The 17,288-nt window shown below is 57.9% G+C and carries 14 protein-coding genes; 10 read left to right on the top strand and 4 right to left on the bottom strand.

Annotation, left to right across the window (positions count from 1 at the left end; all coding sequences use genetic code 11):
- Positions 1 to 416 precede the first annotated feature (416 nt).
- Together ACA064_RS14765 and ACA064_RS14770 are read left to right on the top strand one after the other, a co-directional pair.
- The gene (locus ACA064_RS14765; RefSeq protein WP_497674007.1) at positions 417 to 734 is read left to right on the top strand and encodes a helix-turn-helix domain-containing protein; all 318 of its coding nucleotides are present in this window, start codon (positions 417 to 419) and stop codon (positions 732 to 734) included.
- Positions 727 to 1,986, top strand: coding sequence for a type II toxin-antitoxin system HipA family toxin (locus ACA064_RS14770; protein WP_497674008.1), 1,260 nt, complete (start codon positions 727 to 729; stop codon positions 1,984 to 1,986). The genes ACA064_RS14765 and ACA064_RS14770 overlap by 8 nt, the downstream gene beginning before the upstream one ends.
- A gap of 89 nt (positions 1,987 to 2,075) precedes the next feature.
- On the opposite strand, the gene ACA064_RS14775 is transcribed toward ACA064_RS14770, so the two are convergent.
- The gene (locus ACA064_RS14775; RefSeq protein WP_497674009.1) at positions 2,076 to 2,990 is read right to left on the bottom strand and encodes a LysR family transcriptional regulator; all 915 of its coding nucleotides are present in this window, start codon (positions 2,988 to 2,990) and stop codon (positions 2,076 to 2,078) included.
- 284 nt (positions 2,991 to 3,274) lie between these two features.
- Between ACA064_RS14775 and ACA064_RS14780 the strand changes: the two genes are divergently transcribed.
- The 6 genes from ACA064_RS14780 to pgm all read left to right on the top strand — a co-directional run bounded on the left by ACA064_RS14780 (position 3,275) and on the right by pgm (position 10,906).
- Positions 3,275 to 4,297 (top strand): zinc-dependent alcohol dehydrogenase family protein, encoded by a 1,023-nt coding sequence (locus tag ACA064_RS14780; RefSeq protein WP_497674010.1) that lies wholly within the window; start codon positions 3,275 to 3,277, stop codon positions 4,295 to 4,297.
- 255 nt (positions 4,298 to 4,552) lie between these two features.
- Positions 4,553 to 5,644 (top strand): IS630 family transposase, encoded by a 1,092-nt coding sequence (locus ACA064_RS14785; RefSeq protein WP_497674246.1) that lies wholly within the window; start codon positions 4,553 to 4,555, stop codon positions 5,642 to 5,644.
- A 163-nt stretch (positions 5,645 to 5,807) separates the two neighbouring features.
- Positions 5,808 to 6,017 (top strand): hypothetical protein, encoded by a 210-nt coding sequence (locus ACA064_RS14790; RefSeq protein ID WP_497674011.1) that lies wholly within the window; start codon positions 5,808 to 5,810, stop codon positions 6,015 to 6,017.
- Between the two features lie 144 nt (positions 6,018 to 6,161).
- Positions 6,162 to 7,640, top strand: coding sequence for a hypothetical protein (locus ACA064_RS14795; protein WP_497674012.1), 1,479 nt, complete (start codon positions 6,162 to 6,164; stop codon positions 7,638 to 7,640).
- Positions 7,641 to 7,749: 109 nt separating this feature from the next.
- Positions 7,750 to 9,153: an aminotransferase-like domain-containing protein gene (locus ACA064_RS14800; protein WP_497674013.1), complete on the top strand. Its 1,404-nt coding sequence runs from the start codon at positions 7,750 to 7,752 to the stop codon at positions 9,151 to 9,153.
- A 106-nt stretch (positions 9,154 to 9,259) separates the two neighbouring features.
- Entirely contained in the window at positions 9,260 to 10,906 is a 1,647-nt protein-coding gene (gene pgm / locus ACA064_RS14805) for a phosphoglucomutase (alpha-D-glucose-1,6-bisphosphate-dependent) (RefSeq protein WP_497674014.1), read from the top strand.
- A 220-nt stretch (positions 10,907 to 11,126) separates the two neighbouring features.
- Here pgm and ACA064_RS14810 read toward each other — a convergent pair whose 3' ends face one another.
- Positions 11,127 to 11,822 (bottom strand): pirin family protein, encoded by a 696-nt coding sequence (locus ACA064_RS14810; RefSeq protein ID WP_150803396.1) that lies wholly within the window; start codon positions 11,820 to 11,822, stop codon positions 11,127 to 11,129.
- Positions 11,823 to 12,095: 273 nt separating this feature from the next.
- Here ACA064_RS14810 and ACA064_RS14815 point away from each other — a divergent pair, with 273 nt between their 5' ends.
- Positions 12,096 to 14,570 carry a UvrD-helicase domain-containing protein gene (locus ACA064_RS14815; protein ID WP_497674015.1) on the top strand — a complete coding sequence of 825 codons (2,475 nt, stop codon included), beginning with the start codon at positions 12,096 to 12,098 and terminating at the stop codon, positions 14,568 to 14,570.
- A 113-nt stretch (positions 14,571 to 14,683) separates the two neighbouring features.
- Here ACA064_RS14815 and ACA064_RS14820 read toward each other — a convergent pair whose 3' ends face one another.
- On the bottom strand, positions 14,684 to 14,956 hold the full coding sequence (locus ACA064_RS14820) for a DUF1652 domain-containing protein (RefSeq protein ID WP_497674016.1): 273 nt from the start codon (positions 14,954 to 14,956) through the stop codon (positions 14,684 to 14,686).
- A gap of 272 nt (positions 14,957 to 15,228) precedes the next feature.
- On the opposite strand from ACA064_RS14820, the gene ACA064_RS14825 reads away from it, so the two are divergent.
- Positions 15,229 to 16,635, top strand: coding sequence for an NAD(P)/FAD-dependent oxidoreductase (locus tag ACA064_RS14825; RefSeq protein WP_497674017.1), 1,407 nt, complete (start codon positions 15,229 to 15,231; stop codon positions 16,633 to 16,635).
- Between the two features lie 268 nt (positions 16,636 to 16,903).
- On the opposite strand, the gene ACA064_RS14830 is transcribed toward ACA064_RS14825, so the two are convergent.
- The gene (locus tag ACA064_RS14830) at positions 16,904 to 17,128 is read right to left on the bottom strand and encodes a YgdI/YgdR family lipoprotein (RefSeq protein WP_497674018.1); all 225 of its coding nucleotides are present in this window, start codon (positions 17,126 to 17,128) and stop codon (positions 16,904 to 16,906) included.
- Positions 17,129 to 17,288 lie beyond the last annotated feature (160 nt).

The raw sequence follows: 17,288 nt of genomic DNA on the forward strand, positions 1-17,288 counted from the left end.
AGCGTGAACCGAGCCCTCTAGCTTGCGCCTTTTGTTAGGGGGCTATCAATTTGGATTGTGGCAATTCAGTGTTGCGGGAAATGCAAAGGACAGGCTTGAGACCGAGGTGCGGCCGTCTGGCGCGGCGCGGCGCCGGGCCTCGGAGTGGCACATCTGGAATTGAGGGTTTTCTCGTTCTCGGTTGTTTAGACGTCCCCGAAATGCAAAGACTGGCCCTGACACGGCGTCGTGCCGCGCGCGTCAGGGACGGATAATTCTCTGTGCGAGTCCTGCTGCGTCAATTCCATTATATTGTTGGTAACGATCAGGATTACGGACCTAAGGCACAAAATCAGGGAATTACATGTCTTGATCAGAGTTCTGGTTAACTCTATAATTTTAAGTGTTAAGGGGAGTGCAGCAACGGAAGACACATTATGTTGGATTTAAGCTTTAGCAAGCCGAGTGAGATCATCAAGCGACTCTGCGAGCGTCTTCGCACGGAGCGACTGGCCCTGCAGATGACGCAAGCCGATGTGGCCGGTCGCGCCGGTATCGGGACCAACACCGTGTCCAACCTCGAAGCTGGGCGCAATGTCGGGTTCGAGAATGTGGTCCGTGTGGCCATGGTCCTTGGGCGAACCAAGGAGCTCGAAGGACTGTTCTTGCCAAAGCTGGACAGCCTTGAAGACATTCGCCGATACGAAAACAGTGTCAATCGTCATCGTACTAAGAGGAAGTCCGACAATGCTTGAGCAAGTTGACGTCTACTACGATGGTTGGGGTGAACGTTGGCTGTGGGGCACGCTTGTGTCTACGACCGCCATCACCGGTCGCCCACAGATTGTGTTTGAGTACAGCAATGAAGCGAAGAGTAGAGGTTTGGAGCTGTCGTCCTACACACTTCCATTGGAGGGGCCCCAGTTACGTCGAGGTTTTCCGTCCCACCAGATGGGCCTGCCAGGACCTGTCTATGACTCGTTGCCTGACGGTTGGGGCATGCTGCTGATGGACCGGTTGTTCAGGCGCCGCCGCCTCAACACAGCACGCATAGGACCTCTGGAGCGGCTGGCCTATATTGGCAACAATGCCATGGGGGCAATGTCGTTCGAGCCCGTGGCGCCCGAGGGGCAGGAGCCGCAAGTGCATATTCCCCTTGAGCTGCTTGCGGCTGAGATTCAGGAAGTTCTCAATGGTGAAGGTGGGGAATTCCTGCAGACGTTACTGCTGGTGGGGGGCTCGCCTCAAGGCGCCAGGCCAAAGGCGTTGGTCTATCGCGACCCTCAAACTGGAGCCTTTACCACCGCCGCCAAGCCGGGCTTTGAAGCCTGGCTGATTAAGTTCCCGGCAAAAGAAGAACATCCCGAGGTGTGTGCTATCGAAATGGTCTATGCCGAGTGCTTGCGCATGTGCGGCATCCAGACCCCGGACACGCAGCACTTCAGTCTGCCCAACGGGCTGGCAGCCTTCGCGAGTAAACGCTTTGATCGTATAGAAGGTCAGCGCGTGCCCATGCAAAGCCTTGCCGCCTTTACCGGGGCCGACTACAAGTCACCGGGGTCCTTGGACTATGTCAACTTCTTGCGTGCGACACAGATGTGCACCAACGATGTGCGAGAGAAAGCTATCGCCTTCGAGCGTGCCGTCTTCAATGTCGCGTTCAACAACCGAGACGACCACCCCAAAAACTTCGCCTACGTCATGTCGCCATCCGGTGCATGGCAGCTGGCGCCGGCCTACGACGTGACTTTCTGCGAGGGACCGGGCGGTTATCACCAGATGGACGTGATGGGCGAGGCCTTGGAGATTGACCGAGATGTGATGCTCAGACTTGCAGACGAAGCAGAGGTCTCAGTGGAGACTGCTGGCGGCATCATTGACAGAATTTGCCGCGTCGCTAGCCAGTTTGCGGCCATCGCCGAGAACATGTACCCACGCGGGATCACCCAAGACACCTTGGATACCATTCAAGGCCGAATCGACGAAAACATCGACCTGCTTCGCTAAAGACACACCCGTTGCGGCCGATGGCGACCACTTGGCCAGACAATATTCGCGAGTTATCCAACACGCTGGTTCGCGCATGCCAGCCTTTTTCAAAGGCTCTCGGGGTCGCCGAAAAACATTTGAATCCTCGACCTTAACCAGCGTTCACCCGGATCATTGTCCTGGGAACCGCGCCAGGCCATATGCAACTCGAAACTGCGGGTGGGCAACGGCGGGTCTTCGGCCCTTACACCTCCGGCGGCGGTCAGCGCCTCGGCAGTATAATCGGGCACGCTGGCGACGATGTCGGTGCCCGCCAGCAACGTGCTTAAACCATTGAACTGGGGGACAGCGAGCACCACATGACGCTTGCGCCCGAGTTTCTCCAGTTCCTCATCGATAAACCCGCTGAGGTCTCCGGCAAACGACACCAGGGCATGGGGGCGGGCGCAGAAGTCATCCAGGCTCAGGGCCCCAGGCATGCTGTCGGCGCGCAACAATTTCGGCAGGCTGCGGCGCAGGACCTTGCGCTTGGCATTGGCTGGCAGATCGGTGGTGTAGCTGACGCCAATCGAAATCTCGCCAGACGCCAGCATCCCCGGCATCAATATGTAGTTGACCCGCCGCACCACCAGCACAATGCCCGGCGATTCGGCGCGCAGGCGTTTGAGCAGCATCGGCAGCAGGGCGAATTCGACATCATCCGACAGGCCAATCCGGAACACCGCGGTGCTGGTCGCCGGATCGAACTCCGAAGCGCGGCTCACCGCAGTGGAGATCGAATCCAGCGCGGGCGAGAGCAGGGCGAAGATTTCCACCGCCCGGGCGGACGGTTCCATGCTGCGCCCGGTGCGCACGAACAGCGGGTCGTCGAACAGCCCGCGCAGGCGTGACAACGCCGCGCTGATGGCCGGCTGGCCGAGGAACAATTTCTCCGCAGCGCGAGTCACACTGCGTTCATGCATCAATGTTTCGAACACGATCAACAGGTTCAGGTCGACACGACGCAGATCATTACGGTTCATCTTGTGTCCTGGCAAAATCAGCAAGGAGAGTCAGCAAGCTTGACGAGAGCGGTCATTTGATAACAATGGCCGGCATGAATCTTACGGGGAAAGGCTGCTACTCTGCACCGGGTAATTCAATTTTCCTACAATGCTGGTTCGGTTTTCTACGGCGTTTGTACGTCGTAGCAGGAGTTGCGGAATCAATGACAGGCATGTCGACTATTAATAGCCACTGATGGTCTTGGCCAGAAAGCCCAGATAGAGTTCATGGCATTAGAGGTTAATTTTTGACGAGGTTTGCGATGTCCCGCACGATCCGTTTTCACAAGTTTGGTCCAGCCGAGGTGCTCAAATGCGAAGAGCATGCGGCAGCGCTGCCTGCACCGGGCGAAGTGCAGGTGCGTGTCGAGGCGATAGGCATCAGTTGGTATGACGTGCTCTGGCGTCAGAACCTGGCATCGTCCCATGCTCGCCTGCCTTCGGGACTGGGTCATGAAATGGCCGGTGTGGTAACGGCAGTCGGGGAGGGCGTCGATGACCTGGAAGTGGGTGACAAGGTCGCCAGCTTCCCGGCCGAGAGCCCGAACGATTACCCGGTCTACGGCGAGCAGATCGTTCTGCCACGCTCGGCGCTGACCCGTTACCCCGACGTCCTCAGCCCGATTGAAGCCAGCGTGCACTACACGCCGCTGCTGATCGCCTACTTTGCCTATGCCGACCTGGCGCGGGTCAAGCCGGGTCAGTTTGCCCTGGTGACCGATGCCAGCCACTGCGCCGGTCCGTCCTTTGTGCAGCTGGGTAAAGCCCTGGGCGTGCGGGTGATTGCCGCCACCAAGACAGCGGATGAACGTGAATATCTGCTGTCCCTCGGTGCCGAGAAGGTGATCGTTACCGAAGAACAGGATCTGCTGATGCAGATCAACAAGTACACCGACAATCGTGGCGTCGACGTGGTCTTCGATGGCCTTGGCGGACCGCAGATGTCGCTGCTGGGCGATGTCCTGGCGCCGCGCGGCAGCCTGGTATTGTACGGCCTGCAAGGCGGCAACCAGACACCGTTCCCGGCCTGTGCGGCGTTCCAGAAGAACATTCAGTTCTTTGTGCATTGCATCGGCAACTTCACCGGCAAGCCGGAACTGGGCATCATTCAGGATCAGGTGGCGTTGCTACGGGCGTTGCGCGACATCAATCAGATGACCGCGGATCGCGTGCTGCTGCCGCTCAAGACCCGGGTCTTCCCGTTCAATGAATTTGTCGAAGCCCACCGTTACATGGACGAATGCCCATGTCGCGAGCGGGTTGCGCTTCAGGTCGAGCCGGCTTGATTGCGTTCGCCAGAGTCGCTTGCAAAGGACTCTGGCGTTGTTGCTGCAGCGCGTAACCCCGCCCCCGAAGTACTCATTAGTCCCCCTCCTGTCAGTCGGCCGCCCATTCACCTGGGCGGGTTGAATATCCTAATATCCTCAGGTATCCGCTCGACTCTTTGTGCGCCCACAGCTAGTGGACTGAGCGGTTAATTCATTTATTTATTTATTGGTAACGATATACTGTGCGTCCAATGTCATGGATTGGTTATGCGCATGGCCCGACCGACTTCCCCCTTCGCTTTAACGCCTTCTGATCTCATCGCCCTGCAAAGTTGGTTGCGTATGAGTACGCTGGAACAGAGCCTCGCCCAGCGAGCGCGCATCCTGCTTCTACTGGCTGATGGATTGACGCCCAAGGCTGTCAGCGAGCAGTTGCAGGTCACGCCGCCGACGGTATTCAAGTGGCGAAAACGTTATCTGGAGGCGGGAATCGAAGGGTTGAGCGATCTGCCGCGCAGCGGCCAGCCACTCAAACTTGGGCCCGAAAAAATCAACGAAATCCTGACACTGACTACCCGGCGTGTCCCCCAGGAAGCCACTCACTGGAGCGTTCGTTTGATGGCCAAGTATGCGCGGGTCACCACGTGGCAGGTTCGGCAAGTCTGGGCCGCTTCCGACCTCAAACCCCATCGTCTGAAGACCTTCAAAATCAGCAACGATCCTCATTTCGCCGACAAGGTAGTCGACGTAGTCGGGCTCTATCTGAACCCACCGGATAACGCCCTGGTGTTGTCGGTTGACGAGAAAACCCAGATCCAGGCGCTGGATCGCACCCAACCGATGCTGCCGCTACGCCCAGGCCAAGTTGAACGTCGCACGCATGATTACAAGCGCCATGGCACGGCGAGTCTGTACGCGGCTTTCGACATCATGACCGGCCAGGTAATCGGACGGATTACCCAGCGCCATCGAGCCAAGGAGTTTCTGGCTTTTCTGCAACAGATTGAACGCAGCACGCCAGCCGGACTGGATCTGCATGTGATTCTAGATAACAGTTCGACCCACAAAACGGCTGCAATCAAGCAGTGGCTGGAAAAGCATCCGCGTTTCAAATTGCACTTCACACCGACTAGCGCGTCTTGGCTGAACGCCGTGGAAGGCTGGTTTGCACAGCTGGAAAGACGAGCGTTGTACCGAGCCGCTTTCACCAGCGTCGCCGACCTGAAGGCGGCTATCCGCCAATTTATCGAGGCTCACAATGAGCATTCAGCCAAGCCGTTCAAGTGGAATAAAACGGCTGAGGCCATCATTAGCTCGGTACATAAGGCGAAGCTGAGCGTGATAAAAAATAAATTAATGGATTAACCGCTCAGGCCACTAGCATTCTTTTCCTGTAACTTAAATGTAATAACACTCGAAATGTCGAGCTGTCCGCAAACTGAGCTGGTTTTTTGTGCGGATCTGTATCTTCCAATCATTATATAAGCCTTGATAATTGCATGATCACTTTCATCTCAAGGAATGAGTCATGTTTGAAGTTCATGGGTTATTGACTTTGCGCTACATGGTTTTTCAGGGATCCCTTGCTGCGCAAGGGTTTGAGCAGCGCTGCCAGAAAGTAATCGTTGTAGGCTTAGTTGCTGTTGGTGCCGGCTATGTGCATCTTCTTTATTTAATGTACTCATTGTTTGTGGGAAGTTGTAGGAAAGCTCCTAGGCAATATTCATCTGCTTCTTGACAGGCGTGGCACTTCGCCAGGATGTTAACATTTGGTAACTGATGCCTGCGCCAGTGGGCAATATTACTTTTTCCAGAACAGCAGCCGAGCCATGGCCGACGATGGCCTGCTTGATACTGACTTCCATTTTCAGGTGTAACGACAATGAGCGATATTCACGATCAAGCCATGAATTACGTTTATCAGCAGGTATTGCAACGCTTGTTGAGTTTTTATTCCCGGGCAGAGCGCACCGCATTGCAGCTTTTTATCCAGCGGCTGATCGTCGCGGCAGGGGGAATAGAGCGCATCAGTGAATTCAAGGTGCTGGTGGTCCATTCGGGAACCAGGGACAGCAGCTATACCCTGGGATTCGTGCGGGCCGCCCAACTGAGTATTGCCGGCAGGGCTCCGGCTACCTTCAACCTGCGAGTTGCAACCTTGCGCCATGGGGGGATGAGCCAGACCGCCCTGGCCAATGTTCATCGCAGCTACGGCAGCCTGTTTGTCTATGACGACCCGCGGGTGGAGGTGTTGATGCTCGAGGGGCGAAGTGTCTTGCCGTTCAATCACCTGTCCCCGCTGTGCGATGAAGGTCGCGAGCTCAATCGGCGAAACCTGCTGCTCAGCTGCCATCTTGCGCCGGGCGTAAAGCGCTCGACCTTTCGTAATGACTGCTACTTATCCATGGGCGCTTTCTATGGCCGAATTGCTCGCTGGGGCGATGGTGTCGATGTGTTGGTCAGCAGTGACTCGCCTCATGAGCAAAGACACTATCTGATGGGTTTCATCAGCGCCGCACGAACCATCGGTTTACCGAGCGAGGGCACCCTGGCACTGGATTTCGAAGACCTGTTCAGCGTCCTGGCCCCGTACGGGCAAGATTTTTTTTCCGAATTATGTGGGGACCAGGACCAGGAAGATGCGCCGGACAATTTCCAGGCCCGTCGACAGGTCTCGTACCTTGGCCTGCATGACCTGGTGAGGGGTGAGCTGGAAGATCGCTGGCCGTTGCTCAGCGAGTTTCTCGGGTTCCAGTTCGATCAATTGACCTCGCAGGTCAGTGAAACCGAATACGTGAGCCCGTTGTTGTCGGCTCACACCCAAGGCTTGCGCGCCCAGTTCGTAGACGGTCGCAGCTATGAGGAGGGGGTTTGCCAGTACCTGCAATCGGCCGCGCTGATGATGCGCAAGAAGAACCTGCCGGAAAAGCTGATAGAGCAGATGCTTTCAGCCTATGGCAATCCGCAGCGGATCGAGGAACGCCGCGCTCTGGCGAGCAGCCATGCCCAGCAAACCCTTGGCCTGAATGAGGTACAGTTGGTTTGCCTGCTGTTCAGCCCTTTTGTCAACGCCGGTGCTGGCCTTGAGCGTTTCCTGCGCTGTCGTCACCCGGGCATGCTGGTGGCGGTTCCCGATTTGCACAAAGCGCTGCAGACACTGTCGGCGCCGGAGCAGGTCTTGCAATGGATGGTCGATGTCAGCGGCCTGTCCATCGGCTTGCTGAGCAAGCTATACAGCATGTGTCCGGTGGCCGCTGCTGATGAAGCCTCGTTTGACTTCAAGGATCCTGAGCAATACGCGGGTCCACGCCCCATCCCCGATAGCGGACGCCTGAATAGCGAAGAGTCGGCGGGAAGTTGATGGCGGTCAAGCTGAGAGGTTCAAGGAAAGTGTCTCCCTGCTTGCAGGTTTCCGGTCCCCGGATAAGCCGACGCGCACCCGGTAGCTCACCACGGCTGGGTCCTTACCCATGAAAGGAGGCAGACAAACCGACTTCGCTTACCAGGCCGTGTACCGTTATCTGACCAACCTGATCAGTGAGGTGGGGACCGAGGCTCGCATCAAGTTGCCTTCGTTGCGGCAATTGGCGGAGCGGCTGAATGTTTCCATCTCGACTATTCAGTACGCCTATTCATTGCTGGAGAAGGAGGGGCGGGTCTATCCGGTCGCGAAGTCTGGCTACTATGCGTTGCCGGTATCTTCCAGCAGCCCATACGTCAGCGGCAATGACCTGCTTGAAACCGTCTATATCAGTGCCCGACGTCCGGATATGTTGGTGTTGAGCAATGATGAACCGGCCTTGCTGCTGTCTCTGGATAGCCCGCTATTGCTGTTGGAGCGCGAATTGGTGCGTCAGTATCCACGCCAGCTTCAGTCGCTGTCGCAGCCTTGTGGCGAGCTGGAATTGCGTACTGCCCTGGCGGCCCGTTACACCTCGTCGCCAGTGCGCTGCTGGCATGCCGACGATGTCTACATCGGTGCCGACCTGCGCGGCGTACTGGAGATTCTGATCGCGGTGTTTGGGCTCGCGGGCGCTACGGTGCTGGTGGAATCCCCCTGTGACTGGGGGATTCTGCGTTTGCTGCAGACTGCCGGAGTGCGGGTGATCGAGTTGCCACTGCAAGACAATGGCTGCCTGGACCTCGATGCGCTCAGCCAACTGCTGGAGAGCGAAGTGGTACGTCTGGTGATGCTGTCCTCCGGCATCAGCATGCCGATGGGCAGCCTGATGCCCGCGAGCGACAGACGTCGTGTGGCGCAGTTGCTGGAACTGCATGGTTGCTGGGTGCTGGAGAACGACATTTACGGTGAACTGGCGTTTGAACAGACCCAATGGCGCTTTCGTGACCTGGTGGACACCGAACGGCTAATGGTGTTTTCCACCTTCGAGAAAATAATCGGTCCGGAAGCACCTTATGGGTATCTGCTTTCACGTCATTCGAGCGCTGAACTGCAGCGACATTTTCTGTTGCGTTCCTTTCGTTTGTCGCCGATCCGTCAGAAGGCCATTGCCCGGCTGTATACCAGTGGCCGATTCGATCAACACCTGCAGGTGCTGCGGCGCATGTTGAAAGAACGCATGCAGCATATGACACAACTGCTGCAGGAACGGCTGGCCGACTCCCTGCAGTTCATCCTGCCCGCTGGCGGCGCCACGGTTTGGGTGCGTTCCTTGCGCCCGGTGGATGTGCGTCGAGTGTTTCAGCGTCTGCTCAAGCAGCGGATCCTCGTTGCCCCGGGGGAGCTGTTCAGCATTCACGGGCTGCACTCCCAGAGCCTGAGGTTGAGTCACGCCTGCTGCAGCGGCGCCCATGATCTGGATGCAGCGCTGAGCTGTCTGGCGGATGCGTTGCGCCTGGAGTTGCTCGACTAGGCACACCTGACAAATCCTATCGTAGGGATAGATAGCGTCGCACTGCGGTCAAACTGCCAGTAAACTGCTTTCCTATCCCTGAACCATCCTTATCCAGAGGTTATGCATGACAATCAGTCCTTTTGCGGGCAAACCGGCACCGGCAGAACTTTTGGTCGATATCCCGCGACTGGTAACGGCCTATTACACCGGCCAACCTGATGCAGCAGTCTCCACCCAGCGTGTGGCTTTTGGTACTTCGGGACACCGCGGCAGTTCCTTCGACTCGAGCTTCAATGAATGGCATGTGCTGGCCATCAGCCAGGCTATTTGCCTGTATCGCGAAGCCCAGGGTATCGATGGTCCACTGTTTGTCGGTATCGACACCCACGCGTTGTCGACGCCAGCCGGTGCCAGCGCGCTGGAAGTGCTCGCGGCAAACGGGGTGACGGTGATGATCGCCGAGGGCGACGAATACACCCCGACGCCGGCGATTTCCCACGCCATTCTTTGCTACAACCGCGGCCGCACCTCAGGGCTGGCCGACGGCATCGTTATCACGCCTTCCCATAACCCGCCGCAGAGCGGCGGCTACAAGTACAACCCGCCCAATGGCGGGCCGGCCGATACCCACATCACCAAATGGATCGAAGCCAAGGCCAATGAACTGCTGGCCAACAAGCTCGCGGGGGTCAAGCGCATCAGCTACGAACAGGCGCTCAAGGCCAGCACCACCCATCGTCACGACTACCTCAATACCTACGTTGCCGACCTGATCAATGTGATCGACATGGACGTCATCCGTGGCGCCAAGCTGCGTCTGGGCGTCGACCCGCTGGGCGGAGCAGGGGTACGCTACTGGTCGGCGATTGCCGAGCATTACCGCCTGGATCTGGAAGTGGTCAACACCCAGGTTGATCCGACGTTCCGCTTCATGTGCGTGGACTGGGACGGGCAGATCCGCATGGATCCATCCTCCAGTTACGCCATGCAAGGCTTGATCGGCCTCAAGGACCGTTTCGACGTCGCCTTCGGCTGTGACCCGGACCATGATCGCCACGGTATCGTCACCCCGTCCGGCGGCTTGCTGGCGCCGAACAACTATCTGGCGGTGTCCATCGACTACCTGTTCCAGAATCGTCCGCAGTGGCGGGCCGATGCTGCGGTGGGCAAGACCGTGGTCAGCAGCGGCTTGATCGATCGAGTCGCCAAGCGTCTGGGTCGCCGGCTGTATGAAGTGCCGGTGGGCTTCAAATGGTTTGCCGATGGCCTGTTCGACGGTTCCCTGGGCTTCGGCGGTGAAGAAAGCGCCGGCGCCTCGTTCCTGCGCAAGGACGGCAGCGTCTGGAGCACTGACAAGGACGGCCTGATCCCGGCACTGTTAGCGGCGGAAATGACTGCTCGTACTGGCCGCGACCCAGGTCAGATCTATCGGGCCCTGACCGATGAGTTGGGTGAACCCTTCGCGGTGCGCGTCGATGCCAGGGCCACGCCCGCGCAAAAAGCCTTGCTCGGCAAGCTATCGCCGGACCAGGTCAAGTTGACGCAATTGGCTGGCGAAACCATCCAGAGCATCCTCAGCCACGCCCCGGGCAACGACCAGGCCATCGGTGGTCTGAAAGTCATGACCGAAAACGGCTGGTTCGCGGCGCGGCCTTCGGGCACTGAAGACATCTACAAGATTTATGCTGAAAGCTTTATCGGCGAGGAACACCTCAAGCAGCTGGTGGCCGAGGCTCAGGTATTGGTGGATGGCGCTATTGCTGTGAAATGACGGAGGGCCGCAAAAAGATCGCAGCCTTCGGCAGTTCCTACAGGTTTTACATACACCTGTTATTTTGAGGGCGAACCGGTTCGGCGTAGGAGCTGCCGCAGGCTGCGATCCTGGCGATCTCAAATGCGCCACAAGTCTCAGGTCGCTGACCGGATCCCGGCTCAAACGAAAAAGGGGCGACCAAACCGGTCACCCCTTTTTTCGTCTCGCATTTAAAGGATCAAGCCAGATCCACCAGCACGATTTCACTGTCCTCAATGGCCGTCACTCGCAGCACCTGCTCATGCTCCACTGCAACCCCGTCTCGAGCTTCTGCGCGCAAGCCATTGACCTCAATGACTCCGGTAGCCGGCACCAGGTACGCCCGACGACCGCTGTCCAGGCGGTACTCGGCACTTTCACCGGCTTTCAGGTTGGCCGCCACCAACCGCGCATCGGCGCGAATCCGCAGGCTTTGATCGTCGCCGGCCTTGCCGCTGGCCAGAGTTACAAAACCTTCACGCTGCCCCTTGGGAAACGGCTTGGCCCCCCAGGATGGCGCCGAGCCGGCCTCGTTCGGGATGATCCAGATCTGGAAAATTCGGGTCTCGGTCGATTCCAGGTTGTACTCGCTATGAGCGATCCCGGTCCCGGCACTCATCACCTGCACGTCCCCGGCTTCGGTACGGCCCTTGTTGCCCAGGTTGTCTTCGTGGGTAATGGCACCTTCGCGAACGTAGGTGATGATTTCCATGTCACGGTGCGGGTGTTTCGGGAAGCCGGTGCCGGGAGCAATCACGTCATCGTTCCAGACCCGCAGGTTGCCCCAGTTCATGCGTTTGGGGTCATGGTACTCGGCGAACGAAAAGTGGTGATGGGCATCCAACCAGCCATGGTGAGCGCCGCCCAGGGATTTGAAAGGTCTGAGTTCAAGCATGATCGTCTCCTGTAAAGGTTCGTCATGTGGCTGAACACTTGAGCCGCAGAACTAAACCCGTGGTTGATGGCGAGCATCATCCAATAAGCCAATATCGATAAAAAGCGGAAAAAATGCCTCAAACCAATCTAATTAGTCGATTGTTCTACTGCGGTAAATCTACCGATCCGCATTCAGTTCATCGCTTAAGCCAATGACAGATAAGCATTTCACTAGAAGTCATGGGCAAATGCAGCGACCATAGGCGCAACAGCCTCACACCCTGGAGTCAGCGTGCCGCAACACACCCCCGATCTGCCCCCCGAGCTGCTACCTCTGGCTGAAATGCCGCTGCTCAAGCGGCTGGCCGCCAGGTTCTTCGGCCATGGCCTTACTCGGCTGCGCGCCCAACACCGTGCCTCCTGGCTGCATGGCCAGGCTGACGGCTTTCGCAGCGGACACAGCGCCGGCGTGGATTACGGCTACAAAGAGGGCAAACTTGAAGGCATCGAGGAAGGTCGCCAGGTCCTGCTGATTCGCGACTCGCGCTGCACCGAGCACCGGGCGCCGGGCATTGACGACAACCTGTTCGACGACTGGCGCCTGCCCCTCAGTGCCGAATTGAAGAAACGCATCAAGGCCGACGTCGCCCGATTGCTGCCGGCGCAAGCGCAGCCCAGCGCGGCCCAGTGGAAGATGATCTTCAGCGATACCCCCTCGACCTCGGTGATTGCCGGCGCAGGGGCGGGCAAGTCGACCTCGCTGGTGCTGCGCATTCTGTTGCTGACCCATTACCTGGGGTTTGAACTGGATTCGTTGACCGTGGTGACCTTCACCCGCGAGTCGCGCAAGGACTTCATTAACAAGCTGGTGGAGATGTTTGCTCTCTGGGGTCGCACACTCAGTTTCAAGGATGCGCGGGACGTGGTGCGAACCTTCCACTCCAGGATCCTGCCGATGGTGCGCAGTCTGCCGGGATTCGCTCAGTTGCAGGCCTTCGAGAACCTCAATGCGCGTTCCCCGCAGGGTGATGAAGGCGCCGACAGCAATCCGTTCGATCTGCGGATCAATGACACTCAGCGCCAGCAACTGAATGCCTGTTACCACGCCTTGCATAGCCGTGATGAACGTTTCCGCGAACTGATCAAGCCGCTGTCCCGACACGCCTTGCAACTCAAGGAACTGGAGCGTGATCACCCGGACGTGCAAAAACGCATGGCGGTGACCGAGCTTGCGGCCAAGCGCGACGAAGAACTCTGCGACACGATTGAAGACCTTTGGTTTCGCGCTCGAGCCTGGCCGATCAAGGGCATCGAACCCAACCGCCAGACGTTTGAGATCAATGGTTGCTCATTCCATTGCCACGGCTACATAGCCGAGCTGGATGCCTGGGTGGTCCTGGGTTTCGATCCCCGCGAGAACGCGCAGATCAGCCGGCCAGGAGCCAAGCTGTCAGTCCGCGCGGAGTGGGCGGTCAAGCGCACCCTGTTTCAAGCTTTCTGTCGCAAGCCATTGATTTGGCTGGATAGCTATGACTCGGCGAAGCGCATTGTATCCTCGCTGGCAGGGGATGCCAGCGCCGGTCCGGGCTTCGATTACAAGGTCAAGGGCGAGCTGAGTTCCGCACCGCTGCTGGATAGTTTTGTCGCCGCCGCCAGTTTTATCGAGAACCTGGGGCTGGATGTACCCGCCGCAGTCGGTCAGATGAGCTTTGCCAAGGACGATCCTGATCGTTACTTCTTCGAAGCCCTGAGCCTGTATTGGCGAGCGCTGGAAGATCACTTGCTCGACCAATCACCGCCGATCATGACCTACAACCGCATGTTCGCCTTGTTCAGCGAGCATTCGCCGGAAAACCTCAAGTTGCTGAGTGATCAGTTGCTCAGGCCCTTGTCGCACCTGATGATCGACGAGTTCCAGGACGTCTCCCCGCAAATCGTTTCCTGGCTCCGCGCCAGCCTGCGGGAAATCCGCAGCCGCGGCCCGGCGATGCATGTCGGCCGGGGCGCCCAGCGTTCATCGTTGCTGTGTGTCGGCGATGACTGGCAATCGATCTACGGCTGGCGCGGCAGTTCGCCGAAATACTTCATGGAGTTCAACAAGGAATTCCCGTCACCCAATACCACCCGGGTCATGCTCAGCGACAACTACCGCAGCCATCAGCACATCATCGATGCGGCAGAACATATTGTCCGCGCGGCGCCGGCGATTGCCGGGAAAAAGGCCAGGGCCAGCGGCGAACCCAAGGATTTGCTACCGGTGAATGTCATGGATCGCGACGACCAAGGCCTGGCCAAACGCCTGATCGAGCACTACAGAAATGGCGATTCAATCCTGATGTTGTTTAGAAAAAGTAGCGATAAGTTATTGATAGAGGAGCATATTCAGTCTGTAGTTAATGTTGATTCTAGATTGCCGTTCGAAGAGCGACGCCTGAAACAACTGACTTACCACAGTTCCAAAGGCTTGCAAGCCGATGCGGTTTTCCTGCTGGGTGATTGTCAGCATCTGACCAGTTCACCTTACAAAAACCAGGTCTATCGAATGGCCGGGCTGGCCAGGGAGGGTGATGCAGAACCCTATGACAGCGCCCAGAAAGACGAAATCCTGCGTCTGGCGTATGTCGGTATCACCCGGGCGGTCAAGCATTGCTACTGGTATGTTGATAGTCAGGATGCCCAGGCGGCCAATGTTCCAAAGGCCTCCGACCGGATCGCCAAGGACAAGGCGTTCTTCGCCGATCAGCGAGGGATGAAGGTTCAGGCGTAGGAGCTGCCGCAGGCTGCGATCTTTTAGCGATATGACCCGCACCAAAGATCCTCGGGTCGCCGCACCCAGCAAAAAGCCCACGGAAAGTGGGCTTTTTGTCAGAATTTCAATGGTTAACCGTAACTTCTTAAAGCCATGGGTGGGATAAAGGATTCAAGTTCGTCTTCTACCGCTTCGATTATTCGTTCGACATCGGTGGCGTTCATTACCGTGGCGCAAGGAATACCGGCAATGGCAATCATGGTTTCGCCGGTGGCGCGATCGAATAACCGGGCGATCATGCTGCCGGGTGCATCCATGCTGGCCTCGAAGCCCATTGGATGAAAATGCCAGCGCATAAGCTGGCAGGCATTGGGAAAGGTGACCTTGGAAAAGACTTTGTTCATGTGTTGCCCACCTTGTTCGTTGAGCGCTTCCTTAAGCTCGCGGTAGGAACGGAAGGACCTTCACTGGTCCAACCTGTAGAGCTGTTAAAAGTAGCACTCGATTGTGACAGGCAGGAGTTTTTTTCAGGCCGTTTGGCAATTGCTTGGCAAAGCTTTGACGTAAGTCATGTCTGAGCGATCAATCTGTAAGTCACCATTCAAACCGTGCAAGACAACCTCTAAGCCCAGGCACTAGGATCACAGCCATCTGGTTTTGGGTGGCGGAGTCTTGTATGTCGGCGTGGCGCACTATCAGTTTGTGGATGGACCAGCTCGACGAGCCCCTGGTGGCACGGCCGTCACTGGAGCAAGACCTGGATGTCGACGTAGCGATCATCGGTGCCGGCTACACCGGGCTTTGGACTGCGTACTACCTCAAGCGTCGGGCGCCGGAGTTGAACATCGCCATTGTGGAAGCACAGACCGCCGGTTTCGGCGCGTCCGGGCGTAATGGCGGCTGGCTGATGGGTAATCTGTTGGGCGAGGACCGCTTACTCGCCGATCTGCCGGCCGAGCAGCGTCGCGGCTCTTTCGATCTGCTGCACGGTATCCCTGATGAAGTAGGGATCGTCATCGAACGCGAAGGTATCGACTGCGATTACCGCAAGGGCGGGGTGTTGTATTGCGCGGCGCGTTATCCCGAGCAGGAAACCAGCCTGCGTCGCTACCTGGACAAGCTCTACAGCCAGGGCCTCAACGAAGCGGACTATCGCTGGCTGAACCCCGAGCAACTGACGCAGCAGATCCGCGTCGCCAAGCCCTATGGCGGTATCTATGCAGCGCATTGCGCCACCATCCAGCCGGCCAGGCTGGTCCGGGGCCTGGCCCGGACTGTCGAGCGCATGGGAGTGAAGATCTTCGAGAACAGCCCGGTCGAGCATTGGCAGGCCGGCAGCCTGCGCACCGCCAAGGCCCAGGTTCGCAGTCACTGGATAGTGCCCGCAGTGGAGGGCTATGCCGTGACACTGGCGCCGTTGGGGCGCTATCAATTGCCGGTGCAGAGTCTGCTGGTGGCGACCGAACCCTTGTCCGCCGCCACCTGGGACGAGATTGGCTTGAGTCGGGGCCAGGCCTTCAGTGAAAGCAGCCGGCAAGTCACCTATGGCCAACGCAGCGCCGACAACCGGCTGGTGTTCGGTGCCCGCGGCGGCTATCAGTTCGGCGGGAAACTGCGTCACGACTTTGACCTGACACGCGACGAAATCGAACTGCGACGCTACCTGTTCGGCGAACTCTTCCCCCAGCTCAAGAACGTCAGAATCACCCACGCCTGGGGCGGCAACCTGGGCATGTCCCGACGTTTCAAGCCGCACATGCTCTGCGATCGCAGCAACGGCATCGCCTTGTCCGGCGGTTATGGCGGCGAGGGCGTTGGCGCGAGCAATCTTGGCGGACGGACCCTCGCCGACCTGATCCTTGACCGCGACTCCGAACTGGTGCATCAACCCTGGGTGATTCAGCAGGGCGGCCTCGGTGCGCTGAAGGCCTGGGAACCGGAGCCCTGCCGCTGGCTCGGCTACAACGCGATCATTCGCAGCTTCATCCATGAAGACCGGACCCTGGCCAATCCGGCGACTGCTCCGTGGCGGCGCAAGCTCGCCAGTAGGGTGGCAGGGTTCATGGAAGGCTTTATGCAATAGTCGCGTCATGGATTATCGGAAGTGGTGCCTGATAGGCCGACTTCGCGGGCAAGCCACACTCCCACACTGGATCTGCGCCTACAAGCCCGCGAAAGCGGTAGATCAATCAGCATCTCTGGCGAATGTGAAGCCGCAATCGCGAGCAAGCTCGCTCTCACACTGGATCTGCGCCGGACCGAAATGGCTTGCCCGTGATGGGTCGCGAAGCGTCCCTGAAATCGGCAGTCGCGTTGTCTCAGGGAGAACGCATCAACAAGATTCGCAGGTTTCAATCTTCCTGGCGGACGGTGGCGACATCCTTGGCGTTGACCTTGACCGTCGCGCCGGAAATGTCTTCGAACTCGTAGAAGCCGTCCCTGGTCTGGGTTTTCGGTGCGTCCTTGGTCAGGTATTGCGTGCCATCCTGCAGCGTCACCACTGTCGGCGAGGCGCAACCGCCCAATGCCAAAAGCGCTGCTATCGCGAGGGGGAAACCCAGGTTTTTGATGTTCATGGATAAAACTCCTTGTTTAAAGACCATTCGACCGCTTCGCCTGACGCGAGTCATGAATAAAAGGCTAGTGGCTCTTTGTGTAGTTAACTGAGCAGAAAGTTCGCTGCCCTGGAAGAAAAAAGCCATCGATTCAGCCGCTTATCCAATACCGTTTGCAAGC

The sequence above is a fragment of the Pseudomonas sp. LBUM1658 genome (assembly GCF_059716055.1).

Bases quoted from the DNA above. Each gene is read 5' to 3' on its own strand.
- ACA064_RS14765 (WP_497674007.1), top strand. From the start codon at position 417: ATGTTGGATTTAAGCTTTAGCAAGCCGAGTGAGATCATCAAGCGACTC.
- ACA064_RS14770 (WP_497674008.1), top strand. From the start codon at position 727: ATGCTTGAGCAAGTTGACGTCTACTACGATGGTTGGGGTGAACGTTGG.
- ACA064_RS14775 (WP_497674009.1), bottom strand. From the start codon at position 2,990: ATGAACCGTAATGATCTGCGTCGTGTCGACCTGAACCTGTTGATCGTG.
- ACA064_RS14780 (WP_497674010.1), top strand. From the start codon at position 3,275: ATGTCCCGCACGATCCGTTTTCACAAGTTTGGTCCAGCCGAGGTGCTC.
- ACA064_RS14785 (WP_497674246.1), top strand. From the start codon at position 4,553: ATGGCCCGACCGACTTCCCCCTTCGCTTTAACGCCTTCTGATCTCATC.
- ACA064_RS14790 (WP_497674011.1), top strand. From the start codon at position 5,808: ATGTTTGAAGTTCATGGGTTATTGACTTTGCGCTACATGGTTTTTCAG.
- ACA064_RS14795 (WP_497674012.1), top strand. From the start codon at position 6,162: ATGAGCGATATTCACGATCAAGCCATGAATTACGTTTATCAGCAGGTA.
- ACA064_RS14800 (WP_497674013.1), top strand. From the start codon at position 7,750: ATGAAAGGAGGCAGACAAACCGACTTCGCTTACCAGGCCGTGTACCGT.
- pgm (WP_497674014.1), top strand. From the start codon at position 9,260: ATGACAATCAGTCCTTTTGCGGGCAAACCGGCACCGGCAGAACTTTTG.
- ACA064_RS14810 (WP_150803396.1), bottom strand. From the start codon at position 11,822: ATGCTTGAACTCAGACCTTTCAAATCCCTGGGCGGCGCTCACCATGGC.
- ACA064_RS14820 (WP_497674016.1), bottom strand. From the start codon at position 14,956: ATGAACAAAGTCTTTTCCAAGGTCACCTTTCCCAATGCCTGCCAGCTT.
- ACA064_RS14825 (WP_497674017.1), top strand. From the start codon at position 15,229: ATGTCGGCGTGGCGCACTATCAGTTTGTGGATGGACCAGCTCGACGAG.
- ACA064_RS14830 (WP_497674018.1), bottom strand. From the start codon at position 17,128: ATGAACATCAAAAACCTGGGTTTCCCCCTCGCGATAGCAGCGCTTTTG.